The following is a 24,857-nucleotide window of genomic DNA, read 5'->3' as shown; positions in this document are numbered from 1 at the left end:
ATGACCGCCTTTGACGACCTGATGGCCTTTCAACGCGAAACTTCGGCATTGGGGCAGATTGCCGGGCGGCTGGGCTGGGATCAGGAAACGGTGATGCCGCGCGGGGCGGCCCCGCAACGGGCCGAGGAAATGGCTGCGATCGAATCCGTTCTGCACGCCCGCCGATCCGACCCGCGCGTGGCCGAGTGGCTGGATCAGGCCGACCCGCAGGATGAGGTCGGCAAGGCACAGATCCGCGAAATTCGCCGGTCTTTTGAGCGCACGGTCAAAGTGCCCGCCGATCTGGCCAAGGCCGTCGCCCGCGTGACTTCGTCGGCCCAGGGCACATGGGCGCAGGCACGTGCGGATGAGGACGTAGCGGCGTTTCTGCCTGTGCTGCAAGAGGTCGTAGCCCTGAAACGTGAAGAGGGTGCTGCGCTGGCCCAAGGCGGTGACGTCTATGACGCCATGGTCGAGGATTACGAGCCCTACACAACCGGCACCCAGATTGCCGATATATTCGACCAGATGCGCCCACGTCTGGTGGCCTTACGCGCCGCTGTACTGGACCGCCCTGTGCCGCAGGGCCTGACTGGCAAATTTGACGAACTGACCCAGATGCGCCTGTCGCAGAAACTGGCGACCACCTTTGGCTATGACCTGAACACAGGTCGTGTGGACAAGGCTGTGCACCCATTCAGCTCGGGTAGTGGACTGGATGTGCGTATCACCACCCGTACCAGTGAAACCGACCCGTTCAACTGTTTCTACTCGACCATTCACGAGGTCGGCCACGCCGCCTATGAACAAGGCATCGACCAAGCCTATGCGTTGACCCCGCTGGGCCGTGGGGTGTCGATGGGTGTCCATGAAAGCCAAAGCCGGATTTACGAAAACCAATTGGGCCGATCCCGCGCCTTTACCGGTTGGTTGTTCGATCAGATGACAGCGGCCTTTGGCGATTTCGGGATCAGCGACGCCGACGCCTTCTACGCCACCGTCAACGGCGTCCATAACGGGTACATCCGGACCGAGGCGGATGAGGTGCAATATAACCTGCACATCATGTTGCGCTTTGATCTGGAGCGCGCCCTGATGGCCGGCGATTTGCAGGTCGAGGATCTTGAGGCCGCGTGGAATGACCGGTTCAAGGCCGATTTCGGCTATGCGGTCGACAAGCCGTCTAATGGTTGTCTGCAGGATGTGCACTGGTCGGTGGGGCTGTTTGGCTATTTCCCGACTTATGCACTGGGTAATGTCTATGCCGGATGCCTTTACCAGACCCTGCGCGCGGCGCTGCCTGATCTGGATACGCAACTGGCGCAGGGCGATACCTCGGGCGCAACGGGGTGGCTGCGCGAAAATCTACAGCAATATGGCGGGCTTTATGCCCCGCGTGACATCATTACCCGTGCAAGCGGGGTTGAGCCGGGGCCAGAGCCTTTGATGGCGTATCTGGAAGACAAATTTGGCGAGATTTACCGCCTGTAGCATGCCCGCTTGAACGCGTAGGCACGTGAATTCCATCCCCCGGTCAATAGAGTGTCCCGGGTACGGATGGAGAGGGGTGTTCGTCTATCCGGAATGCGCTGAAAGCTGAGTAGTGACTGTGGTCCTTTGAAACCGGTCAAGCAGAGCGCGACGTAAACGAAAAACCCCGCAGGCTGGCCTACGGGGTCTTACAAATCCTTTTGGGGCTGGCTTATTCGTCTTCGTCCTCGTCGCCCTGATCGGCGATCCAGGCGACGCTGACGACTTCTTCGCCCTTGCCGGTATTGAACACCCGTACACCGCCCGCGCTACGCGAGCGGAAGGAAATGCCTTCTACCGGCACACGGATCGACTGGCCCTTGGAAGTGGCCAGCATGATCTGGTCGTCGATTTCAACCGGGAACGACGCCACCAGTTCACCACCGCGCATGGCCTTGTCCATTGCCGCGACGCCCATGCCGCCGCGCCCGCGCACGGGGTAATCGTGGCTGGAACTCAGCTTACCCGCGCCCCCCGAGGTGATCGTTAGGATTAGGTTCTCGGCTGCCGACATCTCGGCATAGCGTTCCTGCGTGATCGTGCCGGGTGCGGCTTCATCCTCGTCCGTTTCGCCGTCATCGGCGATGCCCGCAACGGCGCGGCGCATCTTGAGGTAGGCCGCGCGCTCGTCCGGTCCGGCCTCGAAATGGCGGATGACAGACATCGACACAACGCGGTCGCCATTGGTCAGCTTGATACCGCGCACCCCGGTCGACTCGCGCGAGTTGAAGACGCGCACTTCAGTGGTGCGGAAGCGGATCGCACGGCCAGAATTGGTGACCAGCATCACATCTTCATCTTCGGAACAGATGCGTGCATTCACCAGTTCAACATCTTCGGGCAGTTTCATCGCAATCTTGCCGTTGCGGCGCACATTGGTGAAATCTGACAGGCGGTTTCGTCGCACGTCGCCTGCGCTGGTGGCGAAGACGATTTGCAGGTTTTCCCATTCGTCGTCCGGCACATCCACTGGCATGATTGCGGCAATCGACACGCCCGTGGGGATCGGCAGGATGTTGACGATCGCCTTGCCCTTTCCGGTGCGGCTGGACTGTGGCAAGCGCCAGGTCTTGAGCTTGTAGACCATCCCCTCGGTGGTGAAGAACAGTAGTTGCGTATGTGTGTTCGCAACGAAGAGGTTGGTAACGACGTCCTCTTCCTTGGTCTGCATCCCTGACAGGCCCTTGCCGCCACGCTTTTGTGCGCGGAAATCAGCCAGCGGCGTTCGCTTGATATAGCCGCCCGAGGTGACGGTCACGACCATGTCTTCGCGCTCAATCAGGTCCTCGTCTTCCATGTCGCCGGACCAGTCGACGATCTCGGTGCGGCGCGGAACGGCGAACTGATCACGCACTTCGCGCAACTCATCGCCGATGATCGACATGATGCGTTCGCGCGAGGACAGAATATCAAGGTATTCCTTGATCTTGGCGGCCAGTTGCTCCAGCTCATCAGTGACTTCTTTGACGCCCAGTTGGGTCAGGCGTTGCAAGCGCAGCTCCAGAATCGCACGGGCCTGCACCTCGGTCAGGTTATAGGTGCCGTCGTCGTTCATCTTGGACAGCGGATCGTCGATCAGGCGTAGATAGCCTTCGATCTCGGCCGCAGGCCAACGGCGGGTCATCAGCTTTTCGCGCGCCTCGGCGGCATCTGCTGACGACCGGATGGTGGCAACCACTTCGTCCACGTTTGAAACGGCCACAGCCAGGCCACACAGGATGTGGCTGCGTTCGCGCGCCTTGCGCAGATCATAGGCCGTGCGGCGAGCGACAACATCTTCGCGGAAGTCGATGAACGAGGTCATGAACCGGCGCAGAGTCAACTGTTCAGGCCGACCACCATTCAACGCCAGCATGTTGCAGCCGAAGGACGTTTGCATCGGCGAGAAACGGTAGAGCTGGTTCAGAACCACTTCGGGCGTTGCATCGCGTTTCAGTTCCACAACAACCCGTACGCCGTTGCGGTCAGATTCGTCCTGTACGTGCGCCACGCCTTCGATGCGTTTTTCCCGCACGGCCTCGGCGATCTTTTCGATCATCGACGCCTTGTTCACCTGATAGGGGATCTCGTCCACGATGATGGCATAGCGGTCTTTTCGAATTTCCTCGGTCCGCGTTTTGGCGCGGATGATGACACTACCGCGACCTTCCAGATAGGCTTTGCGCGCACCTGACCGGCCTAGCATCACACCGCCGGTCGGGAAATCAGGGCCGGGGACGTATTCGATCAACTGTTCAGAGGTCAGGTCCGGATCGTCGATCAGTGCAAGCGTAGCATCGACCACTTCGCCCAGATTGTGTGGCGGGATGTTCGTGGCCATGCCCACGGCGATACCACCGGCCCCATTGACCAGCATGTTCGGGAACCGCGCGGGCAGGACAGTCGGCTCTTTGTCCTTGCCGTCATAGTTGTCCTGAAAATCGACCGTTTCTTTTTCGATATCGGCCAGCAGGGATGCGGCAGGCTTGTCCATCCGCACTTCGGTATAACGCATGGCCGCCGGATTATCGCCGTCCATCGAACCAAAGTTGCCCTGACCGTCCAGCAGCGGCAGCGACATCGAGAAATCCTGTGCCATCCGCACCAGCGCGTCATAGATCGCGCTGTCGCCGTGCGGGTGGTACTTACCCATCACATCACCAACGGGACGCGCCGATTTACGATACGCTTTGTCATGCGTGTTCCCGGTTTCGTGCATGGCGTACAGAATCCGCCGATGCACCGGTTTCAAGCCATCGCGCAGATCAGGGATCGCACGGGACACGATGACCGACATGGCATAGTCCAGATAGGACGTGCGCATCTCGGATTCGATGGACACCGTCGGACCGTCATAAACGGGACGCTCAGGCGGGGTTTCATCCATGTTTTCTGGGGTTTCTGGCGTATCGCTCACGTAAACTGCCCGATCTTTGGCTTGGGTCTATATCTTGTGTGTGCATCTTATCAGACCCGGCACATAAGGTGCAAGCCAGCTGAGCATTTCCGGCAAAAAACCACAGTAACACCGGAGTAACATATTGTTATTCAATAGTTTGAGGGTTTCCATGTTACCCTAACGAGACCTTGCAAGAAATTGGAGGTCTGCATGGAGCAAAGCGAAACCGAATTAATGCTCAAGGGATATGGGCTGACGACGGCGGAATTCTTCTATCACATGCCCGACTATATCCACGTTCTGAATACGTTCATCTGGCAGGATTACGATCTTGCCCCGGACCACCCGAAACTGTTTGATTTCATCGAATTCTGGCAGCGCGAGATTGAAGGACCGCTGCATTCGGTGAGGTACACGCACCGGAAAATGATTGCCCCCGGAGAATGGCGCAACATGGTCGGTGAATTCAGGATAAACTGAACAGGCATTCTCAACGCGGTTTTATTGAGTAGAGTGGCATGCAAACCGTTTGCCATATGGAAAGTCACAATGTCTCGAATTCTGTATCTCGCTTTTGCCGTCACAATGCTTGGCGGTCCCGTCGCTGCCGAAGGCGTCCTGGATAAAATCAAGAAGGGTGCTGAAAACACTGCAAACGCCATTGGGCGTGGGGCCGAGTCGGTTGGGAACACAGTCGAAAAGGGCGTGAGCGCCGTGGATGACGCCATCGACTCCACTGCCGATCTGATGTCGAACGAAGCCACCCCGGAAGAGACACGCGCGAAACTTGACGTCATGGCAAACGAGGTTCTTACCCAGCTTATGGCAGAGAACCCCGAGGCTCAGGCGCTTTACGATGTCAGCGCCGGATACGCGGTTTTTGATTCCAGAAAGGTGACGGTATTCCCGGTGTCCGCCGGATACGGGCGTGGTGTGGCCGTGTCGAAAGAGACCGGACAACACACCTATATGAACATGGGAACCGGAGGGGTCGGTGCCGCTATTGGAATCGGTGGGTTTGAAACCAAGTTCGTTATCCTGTTTGAAACGCAGGCGGATTTGGACAAGTTCATTGACTATGGATACGACGCTACGGCCCAATCGGACGCCATGTACGGTGAAGAACGCACTGACGAGACACTCAGGTTTACTGATGGCCGTTCCTTCTTTGTCCTTAGCAAGAAGGGGTGGCGCGTTTCGGCAGGGGCGTCGGGAACCAAATACTGGAAATCGCCCGAGTTGAACTGATCAGCCCGAACAGCTTGCGCCGCCCAATACGCAGAACTTGGCGCAGTGCGGGTGGTTCAGGTGCACATCAGCTTCGGCCTCGGCCAATGTTTCTCCCATCTCGAACTCTGGTTCGTAGGCCAGCAGGGTGCAGGCAAGCACGGCGGGTTTGTCAGAGCCCCTGCGTTTCACGACCATCCTTGCGTTTGAGCACATGACCGCCTCGGGTGATTTATCCAGAATGCCCCAGCAAGCGGTTGTGATCTCAGGCACTTCGATGGTTTCGTCCATCTCGGGGAACAGAACGGTCCGCGCGGGGTCCTGCGCGTCGATGTCAAAACCATGGGCCTCATATAATGCGGCATATCCTGCACGGCTTTCTGCGTCGGTATCCCCCCAAACCGAACGCCCGGCCACTGCCATTTGAAACCCGTTGTCGCGTAGCCATTTCATACCTTCGACGGTCTTGTCAAAGCTGCCTTGCCCACGCTCTTCGTCGTGAAGGTCAGGGCGGAAGTGATCGACAGAAATCCGCAAAGTCAGCTTGTCGCCGAAGTCACGTTGCAGGTCCAACAAGCCTTCGCGGACCTTGGGACGCATCATGGGCTGCATTGCGTTGGTGAGGATCAGCACCTCGAACCCACGTTCAAGCGCGGCGCGCGTCATCCCGATCATTTGGGGATTCATGAAAGGTTCACCGCCGGTGAAGCCTATTTCACGTACCGGCCACGCGCGTTCTTCGATCTGGTCCAGATATGCGCAAACCTCATCTGCGGTTATGTAAACCAGCGCGTTGTTGGTCGGGCTGCTTGCGATATAGCAGTTGGTGCATTCGATATTGCACAGCGTGCCAGTATTGAACCAAAGCGTCTGAGGATCCTTCAACGCCACGGATGCACGGGTTTGCCCGTCTGCTGTCACCAATTTGTTCTGAAATTTGCCAATATTGGCGCTTTGAGGGGCGTTGTCTTTCATTCCGGTTTCCGGTTCTTTGAGCTCGTGTGAAAGACTTAGCGCCTTGGCCTGTGTTCGTTAAGTGGGCAGAACCGAACTGACAGAGTTGTGAAGACGCAGATTGCCGCAAATATGGTTGCGCTAACATTGGACATGGCCTTAGGGGCAAGGTAAGGAAAACACATGGTTTCTCGTGTCATACCCGTCGACCCCTTTGATCTGGTCATTTTTGGCGGAACCGGTGATCTGGCGCAGCGCAAGATCCTTCCGGCGCTGTTCCGTCGGTTTTGTGCTGGTCAATGGGCCGATGGGGTGCAGATTATCGGCGCCGCCAGAACAAAGCACGACGGCGCAACCTTTCGGCAAGTTGTGGCCGAATCGCTGAAAACGCATGCCTCGGTCCAGTGCAAGGATGCGGCGGCGCTGGCGGCATTTCTTCATTGCGTCGATTACGTTGCACTAGATGGTGGTTCCGACGAAGGGTGGTCGACATTGGCGGCCAAGCTTCAGCCCGACATGGTGCGCGCCTTCTATTTTTCCGTTGGGCCAAGGCTGTTCGGTTCGTTGGCCGAGCGAATTCAGTCACATGATCTTGCGACCGAACAGACCCGAATTGTCGTTGAAAAACCGTTTGGTCACGATTTGGACAGCGCGAAGGTGTTGAACGCGACCTTGGCTGCGCATTTCAGGGAAAAGCAAATCTACCGGATCGACCATTATCTGGGCAAAGAAACGGTTCAGAACTTGATGGCAGTACGGTTCGGAAACATGTTGTTCGAGCCTCTCTGGAACAGCCAGTACGTAGATCACATTCAGATCACCGTGGCCGAATCCGTAGGTATAGACGGGCGGGAAGAGTATTATGAGCGCGCCGGTGCGATGCGCGACATGATGCAGAACCACCTGATGCAGCTTTTGTGCCTGATCGCGATGGAACCGCCGGCGAAATTCGACCCAGACGCCGTGCGAGATGAAAAACTCAAGGTTATCCGCGCCTTGGACCCGGTTGAACCGCACCATATCGTGCGCGGTCAGTTTGAAGGGGGCGGGCCAAGCTATCGTCAGATCGTGGGCAATCCACGATCGACCACTGAAAGTTACGTGGCGCTGCGGGCGCATGTCAGCAACTGGCGATGGGCCGGTACACCGTTTTATTTGCGAACGGGCAAACGGTTGGTGGCGCGCTCGTCGGTCATCAATGTTATGTTTAAGGATGCGCCGCACTCGATCTTTGGTGAACAGGCTGGTCGCCATGCGAATGTCCTGTCGATCCGCCTGCAGCCGAACGAAGGGATTACCTTGAAGGTGACGATCAAGGAGCCTGGGCAGGGGGGCATGCGTCTGGTCGACGTGCCCTTGGACATGAGCTTTGCCGAGGCGCTGGGGCCCGAAAACCAAGAGCCGCCGGACGCATATGAACGGCTGGTGATGGATGTGATCCGCGGCAATCAGACCCTGTTCATGCGCGGCGACGAAGTCGAGGCCGCATGGGCGTGGACCGACCCTATTATTGCTGGTTGGCAGTCGCGGGGGGACGTGCCGAAACCATATGAAAGTGGCAGTACCGGCCCGGGCGACGCCGAACTGCTGATGAAACGGGATGGTCGCCGGTGGCAAGGGATAAACCCATGAAAATACAGGAATACGCCGACAGGGACATGCTGGCCATCGACGTTGCCAACGTCTTGGCCGGAGATCTGGAAGCCGCGTTGCTGCATCACGACATGATTTCGCTGGCGGTTCCCGGCGGCACTACTCCGGGGCCGATTTTTGACGGGTTGTGTGCCGCTGATCTGGAATGGGACAGAGTGCGGATTTTACCGACGGATGAGCGTTGCGTGCCAGGTAGTAGCGACCGATCCAACGAAAAACTGATCCGCGAGCGTCTGCTGACAAATCGCGCATCAGCGGCGCAATATGTTCCGCTGTATCTGGACGGCAAGGACCCCGAGACAGTACTGCCGGAAGTCGAAAGCCTGATCACTCCGGTCCTTCCCTTGTCGGTTCTTGTTCTGGGGATGGGAGAGGACATGCATACGGCGTCACTTTTTCCTGGAATGCAGGGATTGGAAGAGGCCCTTGATAGGCACGCGCCGCCGCTGGCCATCGCCCGGACCGAAGTCCAGCCAGAGGCGCGCATAACCCTGACAGCACCAGTTTTGGACGGGGCCTTGTCCAAACATCTGGTGATCTTCGGGGCTGCAAAGCGCGAGGCGTTGAAACAAGCACTTACCTTGCATCCGGAAGAGGCACCGATCGCAGCGGTGCTAAGTGGCATGACGGTTCACTGGGCGGAGTGACGACAATGAAACTGGATAACCTCAGAACTTTGGCAGCCGGCGCGCAGGACCGCGCGATTTTGGACTTGTTCGAACATTCGGCCGACAGGGCGCGCATTTTCTCGGCTTCGACCGGGGACTTGCTGTTTGATTACTCGAAGACCCAGTTGGATACGACGATCCGCGATGCCCTAATTCAGTTATGCGATGAGGCAGATTTGGCCGACCGTCGCGAGGCGATGTTCAGCGGTACCAAGATCAACGAAACCGAAGGCCGCGCGGTGCTGCACACGGCTCTTCGCAATTTGGACGGTGGCCCGGTAGAAGTTGATGGTCTGGATGTCATGCCTGACGTTTTGGACACGCTTCAACGTATGCGGGTCTTTGCCGAAGAGGTGCGCGGCGGTGCCGTCATCGGGGCAGGGGGCAGCTTTACGGATGTGGTGAATATCGGAATCGGTGGGTCCGATCTGGGTCCGGTTATGGCCACTCATGCTTTGTCCCCGTATCACGATGGGCCAAGGTTGCATTATGTGTCGAACGTGGACGGCGCGCATATCGCCGACACGTTGAGACAACTGGATCCGACGCGGACGCTGGTCATTGTCGCCTCGAAAACCTTCACAACCATTGAGACCATGACCAATGCGCGAACGGCTCGGGCGTGGATGACCGAAGGTGGGGGCGACCCGGTGACACAATTCGCGGCGGTGTCCACCGCTTTGGACAAGACGCAAGCCTTTGGCATTCCCGAAAACAGGGTATTCGGCTTTGCGGATTGGGTCGGCGGAAGGTACTCGGTCTGGGGGCCGGTTGGTTTGCCCGTGATGATCGCCGTCGGATCGAATGCTTTTGATGCCTTTTTGCGGGGCGGTCAGGCGATGGATGTGCATTTCCGTGCGGCCGACTGGGTAGAAAACATGCCTGTCATGCTGGCGCTTGTCGGTATTTGGCATCGGCAAGTTCTTGGCCATGCCAGCCGTGCGGTTCTGCCTTATGATCAGCGGTTGTTGCGGTTGGCCGCGTATTTTCAGCAACTCGAGATGGAGTCTAACGGAAAATCCGTGGCGATGGATGGCACAGCGTTGGCGGTTCCTTCTGGGCCGGTTGTCTGGGGCGAGCCCGGAACCAATGGGCAGCACGCTTTCTATCAATTGGTCCACCAAGGTACCGACGTTATTCCCTGCGAATTCATGGTTGCAGCCGAAGGGCACGAGCCGGAGCTTTCGCATCACCACCGTCTGTTGTTGGCGAATTGTTTGGCTCAATCCGAGGCGTTGATGCGAGGGCGTTCGCTGCCCGAAGCACGGCAACGCATGGCCGCGAAGGGGTTGGAAGGCGCCGAGCTGGAACGTCAGGCCCGCCACCGGGTCTTTTCCGGAAACCGACCTTCAACCACATTGATATACCCAAAACTTACGCCGTTTGTTTTGGGGCAGATAATCGCGCTGTATGAACATCGTGTATTTGTCGAAGGTGTGCTGTTGGGAATTAACTCGTTTGACCAATGGGGTGTCGAACTAGGTAAGGAACTGGCAACATCGCTTGGCCCGATCGTGGAAGGTGAGGAATCGGCGTCTGAAAAGGATGATTCGACCGCCGCGTTGGTGGCGTATGTGATGCGCCATCGGGACTGAGGAAAAAACTTCTTTTTGCCGCAGCGGAATGCTGCATTCTATTATTGTCAGCAAATTAAATGCTTGGCAGGGTGGGACCCCGAACAGATGCCCTGCTGGTCGTTGCAGGGGGCGGAACAAATGCACTGTCGCAAAGAAATGGTGCAACTACAGGGAGGATGTCCATGCTGGGACAAATGATGACGCAGCCGCTGCTGATCTCGTCACTGATTGAACACGCGGATCGCTATCATGGTCAGACAGAGATCCTCTCGGTTGAGACCGACGGGTCCGTGACCGAAAGCACTTGGTCACAAGTAGCGGTGAATGCGAGAAAGCTGGCGTCAGCTTTGACCAAACTGGACCTCGAACCGCAAGCGCGTATCGGGACACTGGCGTGGAACAATCGGCGGCACCTGGAAATATACTATGGAACTTCTGGTGCAGGCTTTGTGTGTCACACGATCAACCCCAGACTGTTTCCCGAACAGCTCACCTACATCATCAACCACGCGAAAGACCGGGTTCTGTTCTTTGACACGACCTTTATTCCGCTGGTTGCGGCGATCAAAGAACATCTGACCGAAGTTCAGCATTTCGTGCTGATGGGGCCAAGGAACGATGACGCGATCGCGCAGGTTCCCGGTGTCCAGTTCTATGATGAACTGATCGAAACAGGTGATGAAGGGTTCCAATGGCCCAGCTTTGACGAAAACACTGCGTCCAGCCTGTGTTACACATCCGGCACAACGGGAAATCCGAAGGGCGTGTTGTATTCCCACCGTTCGACCGTGTTGCATAGCTTCGGTTCGAATACGCGAGATGTCATCGGGTACTCCGCCGTGGACGTTGTGATGCCAGTGGTGCCGATGTTCCATGTGAATGCGTGGGGGTCGCCTTATGCCTGCGCGATGTCAGGTTCACGAATGGTTCTGCCCGGACCGGATCTGCATGGTGAGGCGTTGGTGAACCTGATTGACGCCTACGGCGTTACACTGGCGATGGGTGTTCCGACGATCTGGCAGGGTTTGCTGGCCCACGCAGGAAAGTCGGGCAGTAAACTTACCAGTCTGGAGCGAACGGTTATCGGCGGCGCGGCCTGCCCACCCTCGATGATCGAAACATTCCGTGACACCTATGGTGTAGACACAGTTCACGCCTGGGGCATGAGCGAGATGAGCCCGTTGGGTACGGCGAATCAACCCATGGCGAAACACGCTGATCTGCCGATTGAACAGCAGCACAAGCTGCGCGAGAGTCAAGGCCGGCCGTGCTATGGCGTCGAACTGAAAATCGTTGACGATGACGGCAATGAACTGCCCCGCGATGGTGAAACTCAGGGTGATTTGTTGGTTCGCGGGTATTGGGTGCTGGACAGCTATTTTGAACTGCAGGATCAGAACCTGCTGCAGGATGGCTGGTTCGCCACTGGTGATGTGGCGACTTTGGATGCCGACGGGTACATGACCATCCGTGACCGATCCAAGGATATCATCAAATCTGGTGGCGAATGGATCAGTTCAGTTGAGTTGGAGAATATCGCCGTTGCCCATCCCAAGCTTGCGACGGCCGCTGTGATCGGTGTTCCGCACCCCAAGTGGGACGAGCGTCCTCTATTGGTTGCGGTTAAGGCCGAGGGGCAGGACCCGTCGGAGGACGAACTGCTGTCATACTTCGACGGCAAAATCGCCAAATGGCAGATTCCTGACAAGGTTGTCTTTGTGGAAGCACTGCCACTGAACGCTACGGGCAAAGTGCTTAAGCGCAACCTTCGTGCGGACTTTTCGGATGCCCTTACGGGCTAAGTATTTGAAATTAGGGAAAATGGCTCCGGCGGTAGGGATCGAACCTACGACCAATTGATTAACAGTCAACTGCTCTACCGCTGAGCTACGCCGGAACGGTTCGCGCCGTATATCAATACGACTCTGCGGCGTCCAGAGGGGTGCGCGAAGTTTTTTTGACGAAGGTTGACTGTCCACGGCGCAGGGAAATTCGCCGAACCATTCTTCTGAAATCTGAAGGGGAATATGGCTCCGGCGGTAGGGATCGAACCTACGACCAATTGATTAACAGTCAACTGCTCTACCGCTGAGCTACGCCGGAACTGAGGGCCGTATAGCAACCTCGTTTTTGGCCGACAAGACAAGATCGTCATAAGAGCTGAAAAAAGTTCTTTGGTTAGCCCAACCTTTCAAAAAGCGCATTCACGGAAAGTTGGCCTTTTGGTGAAGCCTTTGATTTTCCGCATAAATCGACAAGATGTGCAAAAACATTGCGCTCGGCGGCGGGTAGAACGGCCGCAGGGGTTTCTGTGTATATCCTCTCGGCCAGGTCGCGTGCGGTGCCGGGCTTTTCCTCCAGTGCGGTCAGAATCTGGGCTTCGCGTTCAAGCCGGTGATTGATCAGCCAGTCCAGACGCTCGGTTGGATTCTGAATCGGTGCTCCGTGACCGGCATGAAAACTGCTCCAGTCACGTTCGCGCAGGCGGTAGCAGGCGTTCATGAAATCAGTCAGATCACCATCTGGTGGTGACACAAGAGAGCTGGCCCAACCCATGACGTGATCTGCAGTAAAACAGACGTCCGACCAACCCAGCGCGATATGGTTGCCCAGATGACCGGGGGTGTGAATGACGTCGAGTTGCCAGCCGTCGCCTTGGATAACTTCGCCGTCTGAAACCTCGATATCCGGACGGAAATCGGTGTCGATGCCTTCGCCGCCGCCTGCGAGGCCCTGTTCCGCCAATTCGGACATAACTGCGCTGCGGCCAGATTCGGGGCCGCCAAATGCCAAAATCGGGGCACCTGTGCGGGCGGCCAATGGTGCGGCAAGGGGCGAGTGATCAAGATGCGTGTGCGTTACAATAATATGGCTGATCCGCTGGCCGGGCTGCAAAGCATCCAGAATCGCCTGAAGATGACCCTCATTCAGTGGGCCGGGATCAATGACGGCGCAGTCCTTTTCACCCAATAGATATGTGTTGGTGCCCCGATATGTCATTGGCGATGGATTGGGGGCCAGAATGCGCCTTAGGCCCGTCTGTAACTCGACAGCCATACCGGGGCGCGGGTTGAAATCGTCGGGAGCCTGCATTCTGTACTCTTTCTCTTGTCGGATCAGCCCGTTAGGTTTAGCGCATGTCCAGTCGGTGGCTCAAATCCTATATGCCGCGCAGTCTCTATGCGCGTGCGGTTCTGATCCTGGTTCTTCCGGTGATCGTTCTTCTGTTGGTGGTCGGCGTCGCGTTCATTCAAAAACACCTTGAGGATGTGACCGCGCAAATGACCAGCGCGGCTGCACGTGAGGTCGACCTGATTACAGACACGATGGCAGACGCCGAAACGCAGCATCAGGCCATTGCCGCGATTCGACAGGACATTGCCTCATTGGAAATGAAGGCCCGTTTTTTAGGGATCAATGAAGGGCCCGATATTGGATACCGCAGATGGTATGACTTCATCGCGCCACAGGTAGAAGCCGATCTGCACGAACAATTGCTGGATCTTGTGGCAGTCGCTCTGCCAACGGGCGATCAGGCGCGGCTGTATATGCGGACCCATCTAGGCTTGCTTGAGCTGACACTGGATCGCCGTCGCTTGTCCCCAACCGCGCCGCACCAGTTGATCGTGACCATGGTTTTCTTCGCGGTGATCATGACTTCGATTTCCTTTTTGTACATGCGCAATCAACTTCGGCCGATCACTCGACTGGCGAATGCAGCGCAGGCATTTGGCCGGGGCAGGGTTGTGCCTTATTCACCCGGTGGGGCAATTGAAGTCCGCGCAGCGGGCAGTGCGTTTCTGGACATGCGCGCGCGAATTGAACGCCAGATGGAACAGCGCACACTGATGTTGTCGGGGGTCAGTCACGATCTCAGAACCCCGTTGACGCGACTGAAACTGGGCCTGTCCATGCTGCCCGAGGATGAGGCCGCGCCGCTGCAACAGGATGTGGATGAAATGCAGTTGCTGTTGGACGCATTTCTGGACTTTTCGCGCGGGGCGGCAGAGGGCCCGCCGGAAACCGTTCAGCCCGAGATTTTGCTGAGGCAGATTGTCGAGGATGCACGTCGCGCAGGTCACGAGGCCAGCCTTGTCTCGGTTGAGGGCGAGGGTACGGCCTTGCTGCGTCCCACTGCCATTCGCCGGGCCGTTGAGAACTTGATCGGAAACGCGGTCAGGTACGGAAACCGGGCCGAAGTCAGTCTGTCGATGACACCCAAGACGATCCGTTTTCGGGTCGAGGATGACGGTCCAGGTATTCCACAGGATCAGCGCACCGAGGCCGTCAAACCGTTTTCTCGCCTTGATCCTGCGCGGAATCAGAATCAGGGCAGCGGTGTTGGTCTTGGCCTTGCGATCGTCTCGGACATCGCGCGCGCGCATGGCGGGGTATTACGCTTGGGCAAAAGCGAAAGGCTGGGCGGGTTGTGCGCGGACATAATCATCGGTCGATGACTCGGGGCAACTGGTCCGCTTTGGACGTAGGTTTTTTGACAATTGCCAAAATGTGCTAGGATGAACCCGAAGGAAGGGTAGAGAGCGTTTATGCTTTTGTAGGCCGTCTGTCGGGGATTCAGGTCAAAGGTCCGGTCGCGCGTGTTTCGCGTCGGTGTATTCACATTGACCGAAAGTCGAAATTTCTGATTTGCGCGCCTTGGTAAATAGTGAGGTTAAGATTTTGAATAAGTTGCTTATTTTTATTGGTGTCGTAATTGCAGGCGTGATTTATTTCGGGTGGTTTGAACCCTGTGACGAATTCTACACAGCCTGTCAGTATGTGGGCTTGCGTTGAAGCGGTTTTTGGTAGGCCCGGAGGGACTCGAACCCCCAACCAAAGCGTTATGAGCGCTCTGCTCTAACCAATTGAGCTACAGGCCCGCCTAAGCGCCTTGCGTACCACGGTGAACAGCCGCGTCAAGCCTGACCGTTGCAACATGTCCAACAATCGACTAACCCGCGCGTGAACCATTCATAAGGGGGTGGCCATGACAGCGGGCAAGAACGGAATCACCTATGCTGATGCAGGCGTTGACATTGATGCGGGGAACGCTCTGGTCGACCGGATCAAGCCTGCGGCCAAGCGGACGAACCGCTCGGGCGTGATGAGCGGTCTGGGCGGGTTTGGCGCGCTGTTCGACCTAAAGGACGCGGGCTATAGCGACCCGATTCTGGTGGGCGCGACCGATGGTGTGGGTACCAAGCTGCGCATCGCCATTGATACCGGCGTAGTTGACGGGGTGGGCATTGATCTAGTGGCCATGTGCGTCAACGACCTGATCTGTCAGGGCGCCGAGCCGCTGTTCTTCCTCGACTATTTCGCCACCGGCAAGCTGGACACAGATACCGCCGCGCGGATCATCGAAGGCATCGCTGAGGGCTGTGTACAGTCTGGTTGCGCCCTGATCGGGGGTGAGACCGCTGAAATGCCTGGCATGTACCCCGAAGGCGATTTCGACCTGGCCGGTTTCTCGGTCGGCGCGATGGAGCGTGGCGCGCATCTGCCCGCAGACGTGCAACAGGGTGATGTGCTGCTAGGGTTGGCCTCGAACGGGGTGCATTCTAACGGCTATTCGCTGGTGCGCAAACTGGTTGAACTCTCGGGGCTGGGCTGGGATGCCGCCTCGCCGTTCAGCGAAGGTTCGCTGGGCGAGGCGCTGCTGACGCCGACGCGTCTGTATGTCAAACAGGCGTTGCAAGCGATCCGGGCAGGGGGCGTTCACGCGCTGGCGCACATCACTGGTGGCGGCCTGACTGAAAACCTGCCGCGCGTACTGCCTGATGAGTTGGGTGCACAGATTGATCTGAATGCGTGGGACTTGCCGCCCGTTTTCCGCTGGATGGCTGACGTTGGCGGCATAGCCGAGGCTGAAATGCTAAAAACCTTCAACTGCGGTATCGGCATGATCGTCGTCTGCGACGCAGCGCACGCAGATGAACTGACCACTTTGTTGGCCGAGGCAGGTGAGACCGTTGCCCGGATCGGCAGCGTCACAGACGTGCCCGGCGTATCTTATTCGGGCCACCTGCTGTGAGCTACAAGCGCGTCGCGATCTTAATTTCGGGTGGCGGTTCCAACATGGTGTCGCTGGTCGACAGCATGACCGGCGATCACCCTGCGCGACCGTGTCTGGTGCTGTCCAACGATCCGCAGGCGGGCGGCTTGGTGAAAGCCGCCGACCGCGGCATCGCTACGGCTGCGGTTGATCACCGACCGTTCAAGGGGGACCGCGCCGCTTTTGAGGCCGAGTTGCTGAAGCCCTTGGAGCAAGCCCAGCCTGACATCGTGTGCCTTGCTGGTTTCATGCGGGTTTTGACGGCGGATTTTGTGTCGCGATTTCAGGGCCGGATGCTGAATATCCACCCGTCACTGTTGCCAAAATACAAGGGTTTGAATACCCACGCCCGGGCAATCGAAGCAGACGATGTTGAACATGGCTGCTCGGTTCATGAGGTCACGGCCGAATTGGATGACGGTCCAATCCTGGGTCAGGCCCGTTTGAACATTGAACCAGATGAGACGCCCGAAGCGTTGGCTGCACGTGTCCTGGTATTAGAGCACAAACTCTACCCGGCGGTGCTTAGACGTTATGCAGGCGCGGATCGCACTCCGGTGTTGCTGCCTTGAACATTTCAGGGTGATTTACACTTACGTGTTATTCGGCCTATGGTCTGCACTACGGCTCGGTATGTCAAAAAACTGACGGGCAGTCACAAAGAACAAAAGCAAGAATAGCACCACGAATGAAAACCCTGACAACGACGCAAGAGTTGGCCGAGTTCTGCACGGCGGCTGCGGATCATGACTATGTCACCGTGGACACCGAGTTTCTGCGGGAACGCACCTACTATTCCAAACTCTGCCTGCTGCAACTTGCGGTTCCTTCCTCGGACGAGGGCAGTGCTGTTCTTGTTGATCCTTTGTCGGACGGACTGTCGCTGGACCCGTTGTACGAGCTTTTTGCTAACGAAAGTGTTGTCAAAGTCTTCCATGCGGCCCGGCAGGATCTTGAGATTTTCTGGGTCGAGGCTGGCGTGTTCCCCAAGCCGTTGTTTGACACGCAAGTGGCGGCGATGGTTTGCGGTTTTGGTGAACAGGTTGGTTATGAAACGCTGGTGCGCAAGATTTGCAAACAAGGTTTGGACAAGACCTCCCGCTTTACAGATTGGTCCCGGCGGCCTCTGTCCGAAGCGCAAAAAACCTATGCTCTAGCAGATGTAACGCACCTGCGGCAAATCTACGAACATTTGGCCGCTGAGTTGGAGAAATCCCAGCGTAGCCATTGGGTCGCCGAAGAGTTGCGGACACTGACCTTGCCTGACACATACGATATTCGCCCAGAAGACGCTTGGAAGCGGGTAAAGACGCGGACAAATTCCGCCAAGTTTCTGGCCGTCGTGCGCGAATTGGCCCGGTTCCGCGAGGCTTATGCGCAGGAAAATAATGTACCGCGCAGCCGTGTGTTCAAGGATGATGCACTGATCGAACTTGCATCTACCAAGCCGAAATCGCCGTCGGACCTGGGTGGCTCTCGGTTGTTGCTGCGCGAAGCCCGCAAGGGGGCTATTGCCGAAGGGATTTTGAACGCTGTCAAAGAAGGGGTCAGTTGCCCGCCCGAACAAATGCCGCGCGTGGACACCAGCCGAGACAAGCTTAAGGTCAATCCTGCGTTGGCGGACCTTTTGCGCGTGTTGCTGAAGTCGAAAACCGAAAGCGCGGGCGTTGCGGCAAAGCTGATCGCAACCAGTTCCGAGTTGGATCAGATTGCCGCCGGTGAGCGCGACGTGCCGGCCATGTCAGGCTGGCGTTTCGAGGTGTTCGGCGAGGACGCCCTCAAACTGTGTGAAGGTAAGATCGCTTTGGCTGCCAAGGGGCAAACGGTGAAGGTCGTCACGCTTTAGCGACAGTTACCGGCGCCGGGATTCCAGTGCGTTCTGCTGACCGACGACCCGAACCAGACGGGTGTTTTGCAGGTCATCCAGGCTAACATTAACCGCATCGGACACCGCTCGTGACCGTTCTGTCCCCTGATTGGTGGCGTAGCTGGGGTAGCTGACCCGGAACGTGAACTCCAGAACCCCGTTCTTTTGATTCTCTGCGTTTTCAACCCGGACAAGTTGGGCCCCATAAGCGCCTTGGCGCGCAGCGGTACCCCTTACATAAATGATGGCACCCGAGGGCGTGGGGTTAATCCGCAGCTCATCAACCTTGGCGATCGGCACGCTGTTGTCCACGGGATCAGGTCTTGAAAACAGGCCGGACCCTTCGCGTTCTGGCGGTACCAGGACGTTGGGGTCATAGGCCGCCTCGGTGGGTGGTGGGGTCGACGTGCTGGACCCGAACCAGTTGGATGGGTTCGCCCGCGAGTCGCTCCAACTGTTGCAGGCAGACAGGGTCAGTGCGGCGATCATAAGGAGTGACAGTGATTTTTGCATAGACCCAGCTCAGAGCATTAAATTCCGCAATGGGTTATCGTAATTTGCAAGCTTTGAAAACCCATGGCAGGGCTGGACAGATGCGGGTGCGCGGCATAGTTCTCCTGTATGGTCGCAACAAAAGGATCGCCGCAAGATGGCAACGCCAGCCTTTGAAGAAATCGTTGAGGATTTCGAGTTTCTGGAGGACTGGGAAGACCGGTACCGCCACGTCATAGAACAGGGCAAAGCGATGGAGCCGTTGGACGATGCGCTCAAGGTGCCCGCGACCAAGGTGAATGGCTGTGCCAGCCAAGTATGGTTGCAACCCATTATTGAAGGTGGTGTGTTTCGCTTTGATGGCGACAGCGATGCGTTGATCGTGCGGGGCCTGATAGCTGTGCTGCGGTCGCTTTATAACGGCTTGCCGGTTGCAGAGGTGCCAAAGGTCGATGCAGGCGGAGAATTGGCGCGGCTGGGCCTGAATGATCACCTGTCCGCCCAGCGTTCAAATGGCCTGCGGGCGATGATCCAGCGCATTCGGGAAGTGGCTCAGGAAAACGCCTGACCCCGTTAGTTATTGGGCGTGCGAGTCGCCCAATCGGCAAGCGTGGTTTCAAGGTCTCCATACCCGGTAAAGCGACGCTCGAACGCCAGCCCCATCCGGTCGGCGCAGTCGCGGGCGCGATCTGTCAGATCCGGATCGTCCGTCTGTGCCTGATAGACCAGTTTCGTGTAATTCCCGAAATACATGTCCCTGAGTTCGGGGTGACGATCCAAGCCCAGCGGTTTCCAGACAAAGGCATCGAATTGGCGGGCCAGAAAGTCCGTCAGATAGAACGCCGTGGTCTCGTCTTCGCCACGCGCGTCGAAGGCCTGATTGCCTTCAAAAAACGAATAGCAGTGCGGGCCCTGAACCATCTCAACCCCCAATTCGGCACAGGCTTTTTGGAGCAGCCCCCCGGTGCCGCAATCAGCATAGACAACAAAGATCTGGTCATATTCGTCGCGATGCTTGGCGACGGCCTCTTCAACAGCTTGCGTGATCCGTTCTGGATGAACATGCAATATCGCGGGCAGGCAGGTCAGCGATATGTGATCCCAGCCGTTACGATTTTTCAGGTCAAGAATTTCACGCGCCAGCGCGCCACAGGCCAGCAGAAGAATACTGCCCGAGCGCCCGGTTTCACTATAGCCTTGCGACGTCAGGCTTTCGTCATCTGGCGGGCTGTTGTGCTGCATGGCTTTGTTCCGGCTGCGATTGCGACATCAAAGGCCGAAATCGGGGTGAAGACAAGCCTGCTTACGACATCCCGCGCTAAGCGACCGACGCTTGCGTCTCGAAGTGCTGCAGCGACGGACGGGCAGGGGGACCGTATGCGGTAATTCCTTGATCTGCCAGTGTCGGGAACAGGTTCAGAATCTCGGTCCGTGTCGCGTCGGTCAAACTATTCCAGGCTTGGATGCCCGGATGAAAGCTTTCGGTCAAACACCCCTCGGCCCAGACCAGTTCGTGTTGATCAAACATCAGGTGATAGTAGGTAATAAGGCCGCCTGCTTGCAGCACGATGTCATTGCCGTTCACCAATTGGGTTGCGGGCGCCAGCGCCTCGGAAATTCCGGTGTTCAATTCAACCTGCCAGGTGTCGATCAGCATTCTGTGCTGTTGGGAAACCAGCAAATCCCTGCTGTTTCCAAATGCTCCAGCCTTGAAAAGAACGGGCGCGAATGCCCCGGTGGCGCGAACGGTTCGGCGACCGACCCAGCGCAACGTCTGCAATCCGTGATCCAGTGTTTTAATCCTGTCGCCGATCCGAAGGTCTTCAACCGCGACAGTTCCGTTTTCTGTTTCAATCAGGGTGCCGGTGGTAATGCACGTAGCAATATCCCACTCTTGGCGGTTAGAGTTCAGACCGCTGGCTGTATCGGTGTTAATACTGTCGAAGGTTACGGAGCGGATGCCCTGATCCTCTAGCGCGGCCTGATCTGCGTTGGCTGAAAATTCCGGCACCAGATAGGTATTTCCAGCATCATCCTGCGCCACTACGGCAGTTATGTTCGCCGTAGTTCCGTCGACATAGGTAATTGTAGCGTTATACGCGACCGCCGCATCGAATTGGGCCGTGTTGCCATCAATCGAGAAAGAGTCGGTGTCGACATTTGCGTTGTTTTCATAGGTGCCGCCAGGATTTCCCACCGGGCTCCAGACAGCGGCTTCCTCGAACAGGGGGTCGCCTTGGCCACCAAAGGTCTGGCCGACAAGCGCACCCGCGTTTTCAACAGTGTTGTTGCCCTCGGTCGGGTCGATGATCGGAAGCGTTCCGAGGAAAAGCACATTGAACGTCGTAGGCATAAACTACCTCATAAAAACCGGTCACTTATCGAGCTTAAATCGCAATGCTCGGCATCACGAAACCAAACTCTAAAATAATGAAGTTTTTTTCAAGGCGTCCAACAAAAAGACCGCCCGGGTTGGGCGGTCTCGTTCAAATCTGTGTCACTATTGTCAACCGGCGAGTTGATTGTGTTTGCGAGAAACGAAGTCCTTGGCCATTTCCACGGCCACAGCCGCATCGCGGCAGTAGCCATCGGCCCCAATCGCTTTGCCGAACTCTTCGTTCAGCGGTGCGCCACCGACCAGAACAATATACTCTTCGCGCAGGCCTTGTTCGACCATAGTGTCGATCACAACCTTCATGTAGGGCATGGTCGTGGTCAGCAGGGCGGACATGCCCAGAATGTCGGGTTTCTCGGATTCCAGCGCTTCGAGGTAGTTTTCGACCGGGTTGTTGATGCCGATATCCACAACATCGAAGCCAGCGCCTTCCATCATCATCGAAACAAGGTTCTTGCCGATGTCATGGATGTCGCCTTTCACGGTGCCGATAACCATCTTACCAACGCGCGGTGCACCGGTTTCAGCCAACAGCGGTTTCAGGATGGCCATGCCACCCTTCATTGCATTTGCGGCCAGCAGAACCTCCGGCACGAACAGGATGCCGTCGCGGAAGTCATGGCCAACGATAGTCATACCACCGACCAGGGCTTTGGTCAGGATGTCATAGGGGGTCCATCCGCGCTCCAGCAGGATGTTCACACCTTCTTCGATTTCTTCTTTCAGGCCGTCATAAAGATCGTCGAACATCTGTTCGACCAGTTCGTCGTCATTTAGTTCGGACAGGACGATGTCTTCTTCATCGGACATGGGGCGTTTCCCTGAGCTGTTCGGGCATTGCGCCCGTGGTGGCATTTTTTCCGTTTTGGCCATTTCGCCGCAGTTCGACTGTGACGATTGCGACCTTGGCGGTTCCGGGACCGACCTATACGGCAAATTATTGATCAACTCGACGTCATTTTCTGCATGAACATCCTGCATTTCGTTCAGAAAAGGTGGCGGTACGCGGGTCTTTGTCCGGATGCTCAATTCCCAACGAAACTTCCGAAATGCTTGCCGCAGACGCAGAACGGGCGTATGCATAAGTGAGAACAAAAGGGAAACATCATGGTTTCGCACAACATCAAGGCCCGGGGAACCCTGTCAAATTCCGCAGGCCGGTTTGAGAGGTATGAGACCGAATCTTTTGACGATGGGTGGGATGCGGAGGACGATCTTCCTGTTCTTCGGACCGAGGTTCGCCAAGAGGTTGCGCGCAGCGTGATAAACTATAACCGATCGCCCGACTTGCCATTTGACCGTTCCATTAATCCCTATCGGGGATGTGAACATGGGTGTGTCTATTGCTTTGCGCGTCCAAGCCACGCCTATCTTGGCCTTTCCCCGGGATTGGATTTTGAAACCCGTTTGGTAGCGCGACCCAACGCGGCGGCGGTCCTCAGAAAAGAGCTGTCGGCGCGTGGTTATAAGGTCGCGCCAATTGCGTTGGGAACAAACACCGATCCATATCAACCTATTGAGCGTGACCTATCAATCACCAGATCTTGTTTGACAGTTCTGCAGGAGTTTCGGCATCCCATCGGAATTGTGACCAAGGGCACTCTGATCGAGCGGGATTTGGACATACTGTCAGAAATGGCGCAGGACGGGTTGGTGAGGGTCGGGATTTCATTGACCACCTTGGACGCTGACCTGTCTCGAAGGATGGAGCCACGCGCGCCATCACCCCAGCGTCGTCTAGCCGTTATTCGAAGGTTGACTGGGGCAGGGGTGCCGGTGCGCGTCATGACGTCGCCCTTGATCCCGGGGCTAACAGATCACGAGTTGGAGGCCCTGCTGGAAGACGGGCGAGATGCAGGTGCAGACTCCGCAAGCTGGATCATGCTGCGGTTGCCGCGCGAAGTATCGGGCTTGTGGCAGGACTGGTTGAAGCAACACGAACCGGCCCGCGCCGAAAAGATCATGTCAAAACTCCGCGAGATGCACGGGGGGCGGGATTATGATCCGCGTTGGGGGCACCGGATGCGCGGAGAGGGGGAATACGCAGGGGTGATCGCAAAAAGATTCGCCTTGGCCGTCAAACGGTTGGGTCTTGCGATGCGAACTCCGTCCCTGCGATGTGATTTGTTTTCCAAACCAGCGCAGGCCGGAGATCAACTTTGCCTGTTCTGAATCAAAACCGCCCCGGAGTTCTGATCCGGGGCGGTTTGTTTTAGTCTGGCAAATCAGCGGTTTTCGATATCCACATAGTCGCGGTTGGTTTCACCCAAATACAACTGACGCGGACGGCCGATCTTGTTCTGCGGATCCGCGATCATCTCTTTCCACTGGCTGACCCAGCCAACGGTGCGCGACAAGGCAAAGATCGGGGTGAACATCGACGTCGGGAAGCCCATCGCCTCGAGGATGATGCCCGAGTAGAAGTCGACGTTCGGGAACAGTTTCTTCTCGGCGAAATACGGATCTTCCAGAGCCTGTTTTTCCAGCGCTTTGGCGACCTGCAGCTTCGGGTTGTCCTCGATGCCCAAGAGGTCCAGCACTTCGTCCGCCGACTGCTTCATCACTTTCGCACGGGGGTCGAAGTTCTTGTAAACCCGGTGGCCAAAGCCCATCAGACGGAACGGGTCGTTCTTGTCCTTCGCGCGGGCGATAAATTCGGGGATTCGATCAACGCTGCCGATCTCTTCCAGCATTTCCAGACAGGCCTGGTTCGCACCACCATGGGCCGGACCCCACAAACATGCGATGCCGGCCGCGATACAGGCGAACGGGTTCGCACCCGAGGACGAGGCCAAGCGCACGGTCGAGGTCGAGGCGTTCTGTTCGTGGTCCGCGTGCAGGGTGAAAATACGATCCATAGCACGGCTGAGGATCGGGTTGACCTCATATTCTTCCGCCGGAACGCTGAAACACATGCGCAGGAAGTTCGACGCATAGTCCAGATCGTTGCGCGGATACACGAAGGGCTGACCGGTGTGATACTTGAATGCCCACGCCGCAATCGTCGGCATCTTGGCGATCAGGCGGTGCGAGGCGACCTCGCGCTGATGCGGGTCCGAGATATCGGTCGAGTCGTGATAGAAGGCGGACATCGCACCAACCACGCCGACCATGATCGCCATCGGGTGCGCGTCACGGCGGAAGCCACGGTAGAAGTACTGCATCTGCTCGTGCAGCATAGTGTGGCGGGTGATCGTGGTCTCGAACTTTTCAAGAACGGGTGCTGTCGGCAGTTCTCCGTACAGCAGCAGGTAGCACACCTCGAGGAAGTGAGATTTGCCAGCCAACTGGTCGATCGGATAGCCGCGGTGCAGCAGTTCACCCTTTTCACCGTCAATATAGGTGATGGTACTGTCGCAGCTCGCGGTTGAGGTGAAACCGGGGTCATACGTGAACACACCCGCCTGCCCATACAGTTTGCGGATGTCGATTACGTCAGGACCGGCGGTCGGCGAATGAACCGGCAACTCGTACGTTTCACCATGGACTGTCAGAGTGGCTGATTTATTGCTGTCGGTCATAGTGTCTCTTCCTCATTCATGCGCAAGTCGGATCGCTGTCCGAACTTACGGGCAACGGATG

The 24,857-nt window shown here is 57.0% G+C and carries 21 protein-coding genes and 3 tRNA genes; 13 read left to right on the top strand and 11 right to left on the bottom strand.

Annotated elements, in window-relative coordinates; genetic code table 11:
* Complete coding sequence (locus tag GOX73_RS05110; protein ID WP_171124835.1) at window positions 1–1,470, top strand: carboxypeptidase M32; 1,470 nt, start codon at window positions 1–3, stop codon at window positions 1,468–1,470.
* 211 nt (window positions 1,471–1,681) lie between these two features.
* On the opposite strand, the gene gyrA is transcribed toward GOX73_RS05110, so the two are convergent.
* On the bottom strand, window positions 1,682–4,405 hold the full coding sequence (gene gyrA, locus GOX73_RS05105; RefSeq protein WP_171124837.1) for a DNA gyrase subunit A: 2,724 nt from the start codon (window positions 4,403–4,405) through the stop codon (window positions 1,682–1,684).
* A gap of 192 nt (window positions 4,406–4,597) precedes the next feature.
* On the opposite strand from gyrA, the gene GOX73_RS05100 reads away from it, so the two are divergent.
* Both GOX73_RS05100 and GOX73_RS05095 read left to right on the top strand, forming a co-directional pair.
* Window positions 4,598–4,867, top strand: a complete 270-nt coding sequence (locus tag GOX73_RS05100) for an usg protein (protein ID WP_171121572.1) — start codon at window positions 4,598–4,600, stop codon at window positions 4,865–4,867.
* A 69-nt stretch (window positions 4,868–4,936) separates the two neighbouring features.
* Window positions 4,937–5,635, top strand: a complete 699-nt coding sequence (locus GOX73_RS05095; protein ID WP_171134806.1) for a hypothetical protein — start codon at window positions 4,937–4,939, stop codon at window positions 5,633–5,635.
* Here the strand turns inward: GOX73_RS05095 and GOX73_RS05090 are convergent, their stop codons facing one another.
* Window positions 5,636–6,589: a radical SAM protein gene (locus GOX73_RS05090; RefSeq protein WP_171124840.1), complete on the bottom strand. Its 954-nt coding sequence runs from the start codon at window positions 6,587–6,589 to the stop codon at window positions 5,636–5,638. It lies immediately after the preceding gene.
* A 162-nt stretch (window positions 6,590–6,751) separates the two neighbouring features.
* On the opposite strand from GOX73_RS05090, the gene zwf reads away from it, so the two are divergent.
* From zwf to GOX73_RS05070, 4 genes are all read left to right on the top strand, one after another.
* Window positions 6,752–8,200 carry a glucose-6-phosphate dehydrogenase gene (zwf, locus tag GOX73_RS05085; RefSeq protein ID WP_171121569.1) on the top strand — a complete coding sequence of 483 codons (1,449 nt, stop codon included), beginning with the start codon at window positions 6,752–6,754 and terminating at the stop codon, window positions 8,198–8,200.
* Window positions 8,197–8,868: a 6-phosphogluconolactonase gene (gene pgl / locus GOX73_RS05080; protein WP_171121568.1), complete on the top strand. Its 672-nt coding sequence runs from the start codon at window positions 8,197–8,199 to the stop codon at window positions 8,866–8,868. Before zwf ends, pgl begins: the two co-directional genes overlap by 4 nt.
* Before the next feature lie 5 nt (window positions 8,869–8,873).
* Window positions 8,874–10,484, top strand: coding sequence for a glucose-6-phosphate isomerase (pgi, locus tag GOX73_RS05075; RefSeq protein WP_171124842.1), 1,611 nt, complete (start codon window positions 8,874–8,876; stop codon window positions 10,482–10,484).
* A 164-nt stretch (window positions 10,485–10,648) separates the two neighbouring features.
* The gene (locus GOX73_RS05070; protein WP_171124844.1) at window positions 10,649–12,268 is read left to right on the top strand and encodes a long-chain-fatty-acid--CoA ligase; all 1,620 of its coding nucleotides are present in this window, start codon (window positions 10,649–10,651) and stop codon (window positions 12,266–12,268) included.
* A gap of 20 nt (window positions 12,269–12,288) precedes the next feature.
* Here GOX73_RS05070 and GOX73_RS05065 read toward each other — a convergent pair.
* The 3 genes from GOX73_RS05065 to GOX73_RS05055 all read right to left on the bottom strand — a co-directional run bounded on the left by GOX73_RS05065 (window position 12,289) and on the right by GOX73_RS05055 (window position 13,559).
* Window positions 12,289–12,363, bottom strand: a tRNA-Asn gene (locus tag GOX73_RS05065).
* Window positions 12,364–12,494: 131 nt separating this feature from the next.
* Window positions 12,495–12,569 (bottom strand) — tRNA-Asn (locus tag GOX73_RS05060).
* Window positions 12,570–12,644: 75 nt separating this feature from the next.
* Window positions 12,645–13,559, bottom strand: a complete 915-nt coding sequence (locus tag GOX73_RS05055) for an MBL fold metallo-hydrolase (protein WP_171124846.1) — start codon at window positions 13,557–13,559, stop codon at window positions 12,645–12,647.
* A gap of 44 nt (window positions 13,560–13,603) precedes the next feature.
* Between GOX73_RS05055 and GOX73_RS05050 the strand changes: the two genes are divergently transcribed.
* A complete protein-coding gene (locus GOX73_RS05050; RefSeq protein ID WP_171134805.1) occupies window positions 13,604–14,923 on the top strand; it encodes an ATP-binding protein in 1,320 nt (439 codons plus the stop codon).
* Between the two features lie 346 nt (window positions 14,924–15,269).
* Here GOX73_RS05050 and GOX73_RS05045 read toward each other — a convergent pair.
* Window positions 15,270–15,346 (bottom strand) — tRNA-Ile (locus GOX73_RS05045).
* Window positions 15,347–15,453: 107 nt separating this feature from the next.
* On the opposite strand from GOX73_RS05045, the gene purM reads away from it, so the two are divergent.
* The 3 genes from purM to rnd all read left to right on the top strand — a co-directional run bounded on the left by purM (window position 15,454) and on the right by rnd (window position 18,367).
* Window positions 15,454–16,500: a phosphoribosylformylglycinamidine cyclo-ligase gene (purM, locus tag GOX73_RS05040; RefSeq protein ID WP_171124853.1), complete on the top strand. Its 1,047-nt coding sequence runs from the start codon at window positions 15,454–15,456 to the stop codon at window positions 16,498–16,500.
* Window positions 16,497–17,093 (top strand): phosphoribosylglycinamide formyltransferase, encoded by a 597-nt coding sequence (gene purN / locus GOX73_RS05035; protein ID WP_171124855.1) that lies wholly within the window; start codon window positions 16,497–16,499, stop codon window positions 17,091–17,093. Before purM ends, purN begins: the two co-directional genes overlap by 4 nt.
* Window positions 17,094–17,209: 116 nt before the next feature.
* Window positions 17,210–18,367, top strand: coding sequence for a ribonuclease D (gene rnd, locus GOX73_RS05030; protein WP_171124857.1), 1,158 nt, complete (start codon window positions 17,210–17,212; stop codon window positions 18,365–18,367).
* Window positions 18,368–18,373: 6 nt separating this feature from the next.
* Here rnd and GOX73_RS05025 read toward each other — a convergent pair whose 3' ends face one another.
* The gene (locus tag GOX73_RS05025) at window positions 18,374–18,901 is read right to left on the bottom strand and encodes a hypothetical protein (RefSeq protein ID WP_171124859.1); all 528 of its coding nucleotides are present in this window, start codon (window positions 18,899–18,901) and stop codon (window positions 18,374–18,376) included.
* A gap of 136 nt (window positions 18,902–19,037) precedes the next feature.
* Here GOX73_RS05025 and GOX73_RS05020 point away from each other — a divergent pair, with 136 nt between their 5' ends.
* Window positions 19,038–19,448, top strand: coding sequence for a SufE family protein (locus tag GOX73_RS05020; protein WP_171121559.1), 411 nt, complete (start codon window positions 19,038–19,040; stop codon window positions 19,446–19,448).
* Window positions 19,449–19,453: 5 nt separating this feature from the next.
* Here the strand turns inward: GOX73_RS05020 and GOX73_RS05015 are convergent, their stop codons facing one another.
* From GOX73_RS05015 to GOX73_RS05005, 3 genes are all read right to left on the bottom strand, one after another.
* Entirely contained in the window at window positions 19,454–20,122 is a 669-nt protein-coding gene (locus tag GOX73_RS05015) for a DUF1638 domain-containing protein (protein ID WP_171124861.1), read from the bottom strand.
* 76 nt (window positions 20,123–20,198) lie between these two features.
* The gene (locus GOX73_RS05010) at window positions 20,199–21,233 is read right to left on the bottom strand and encodes a Hint domain-containing protein (protein ID WP_171124863.1); all 1,035 of its coding nucleotides are present in this window, start codon (window positions 21,231–21,233) and stop codon (window positions 20,199–20,201) included.
* A 153-nt stretch (window positions 21,234–21,386) separates the two neighbouring features.
* Window positions 21,387–22,085, bottom strand: coding sequence for a B12-binding domain-containing protein (locus tag GOX73_RS05005; protein ID WP_171121556.1), 699 nt, complete (start codon window positions 22,083–22,085; stop codon window positions 21,387–21,389).
* Window positions 22,086–22,382: 297 nt separating this feature from the next.
* Between GOX73_RS05005 and GOX73_RS05000 the strand changes: the two genes are divergently transcribed.
* Window positions 22,383–23,447 carry a PA0069 family radical SAM protein gene (locus GOX73_RS05000; protein ID WP_171124865.1) on the top strand — a complete coding sequence of 355 codons (1,065 nt, stop codon included), beginning with the start codon at window positions 22,383–22,385 and terminating at the stop codon, window positions 23,445–23,447.
* A gap of 53 nt (window positions 23,448–23,500) precedes the next feature.
* On the opposite strand, the gene gltA is transcribed toward GOX73_RS05000, so the two are convergent.
* Window positions 23,501–24,796, bottom strand: a complete 1,296-nt coding sequence (gene gltA / locus GOX73_RS04995; protein ID WP_171124867.1) for a citrate synthase — start codon at window positions 24,794–24,796, stop codon at window positions 23,501–23,503.
* Window positions 24,797–24,857 lie beyond the last annotated feature (61 nt).

This window comes from Ruegeria sp. HKCCD7221, assembly GCF_013031225.1.
In the GTDB taxonomy this organism is placed as follows: Bacteria; Pseudomonadota; Alphaproteobacteria; order Rhodobacterales; family Rhodobacteraceae; genus Ruegeria.
Note: the sequence above shows the minus strand (reverse complement) of the source record. Positions and strands in the feature narration are given on the sequence as shown.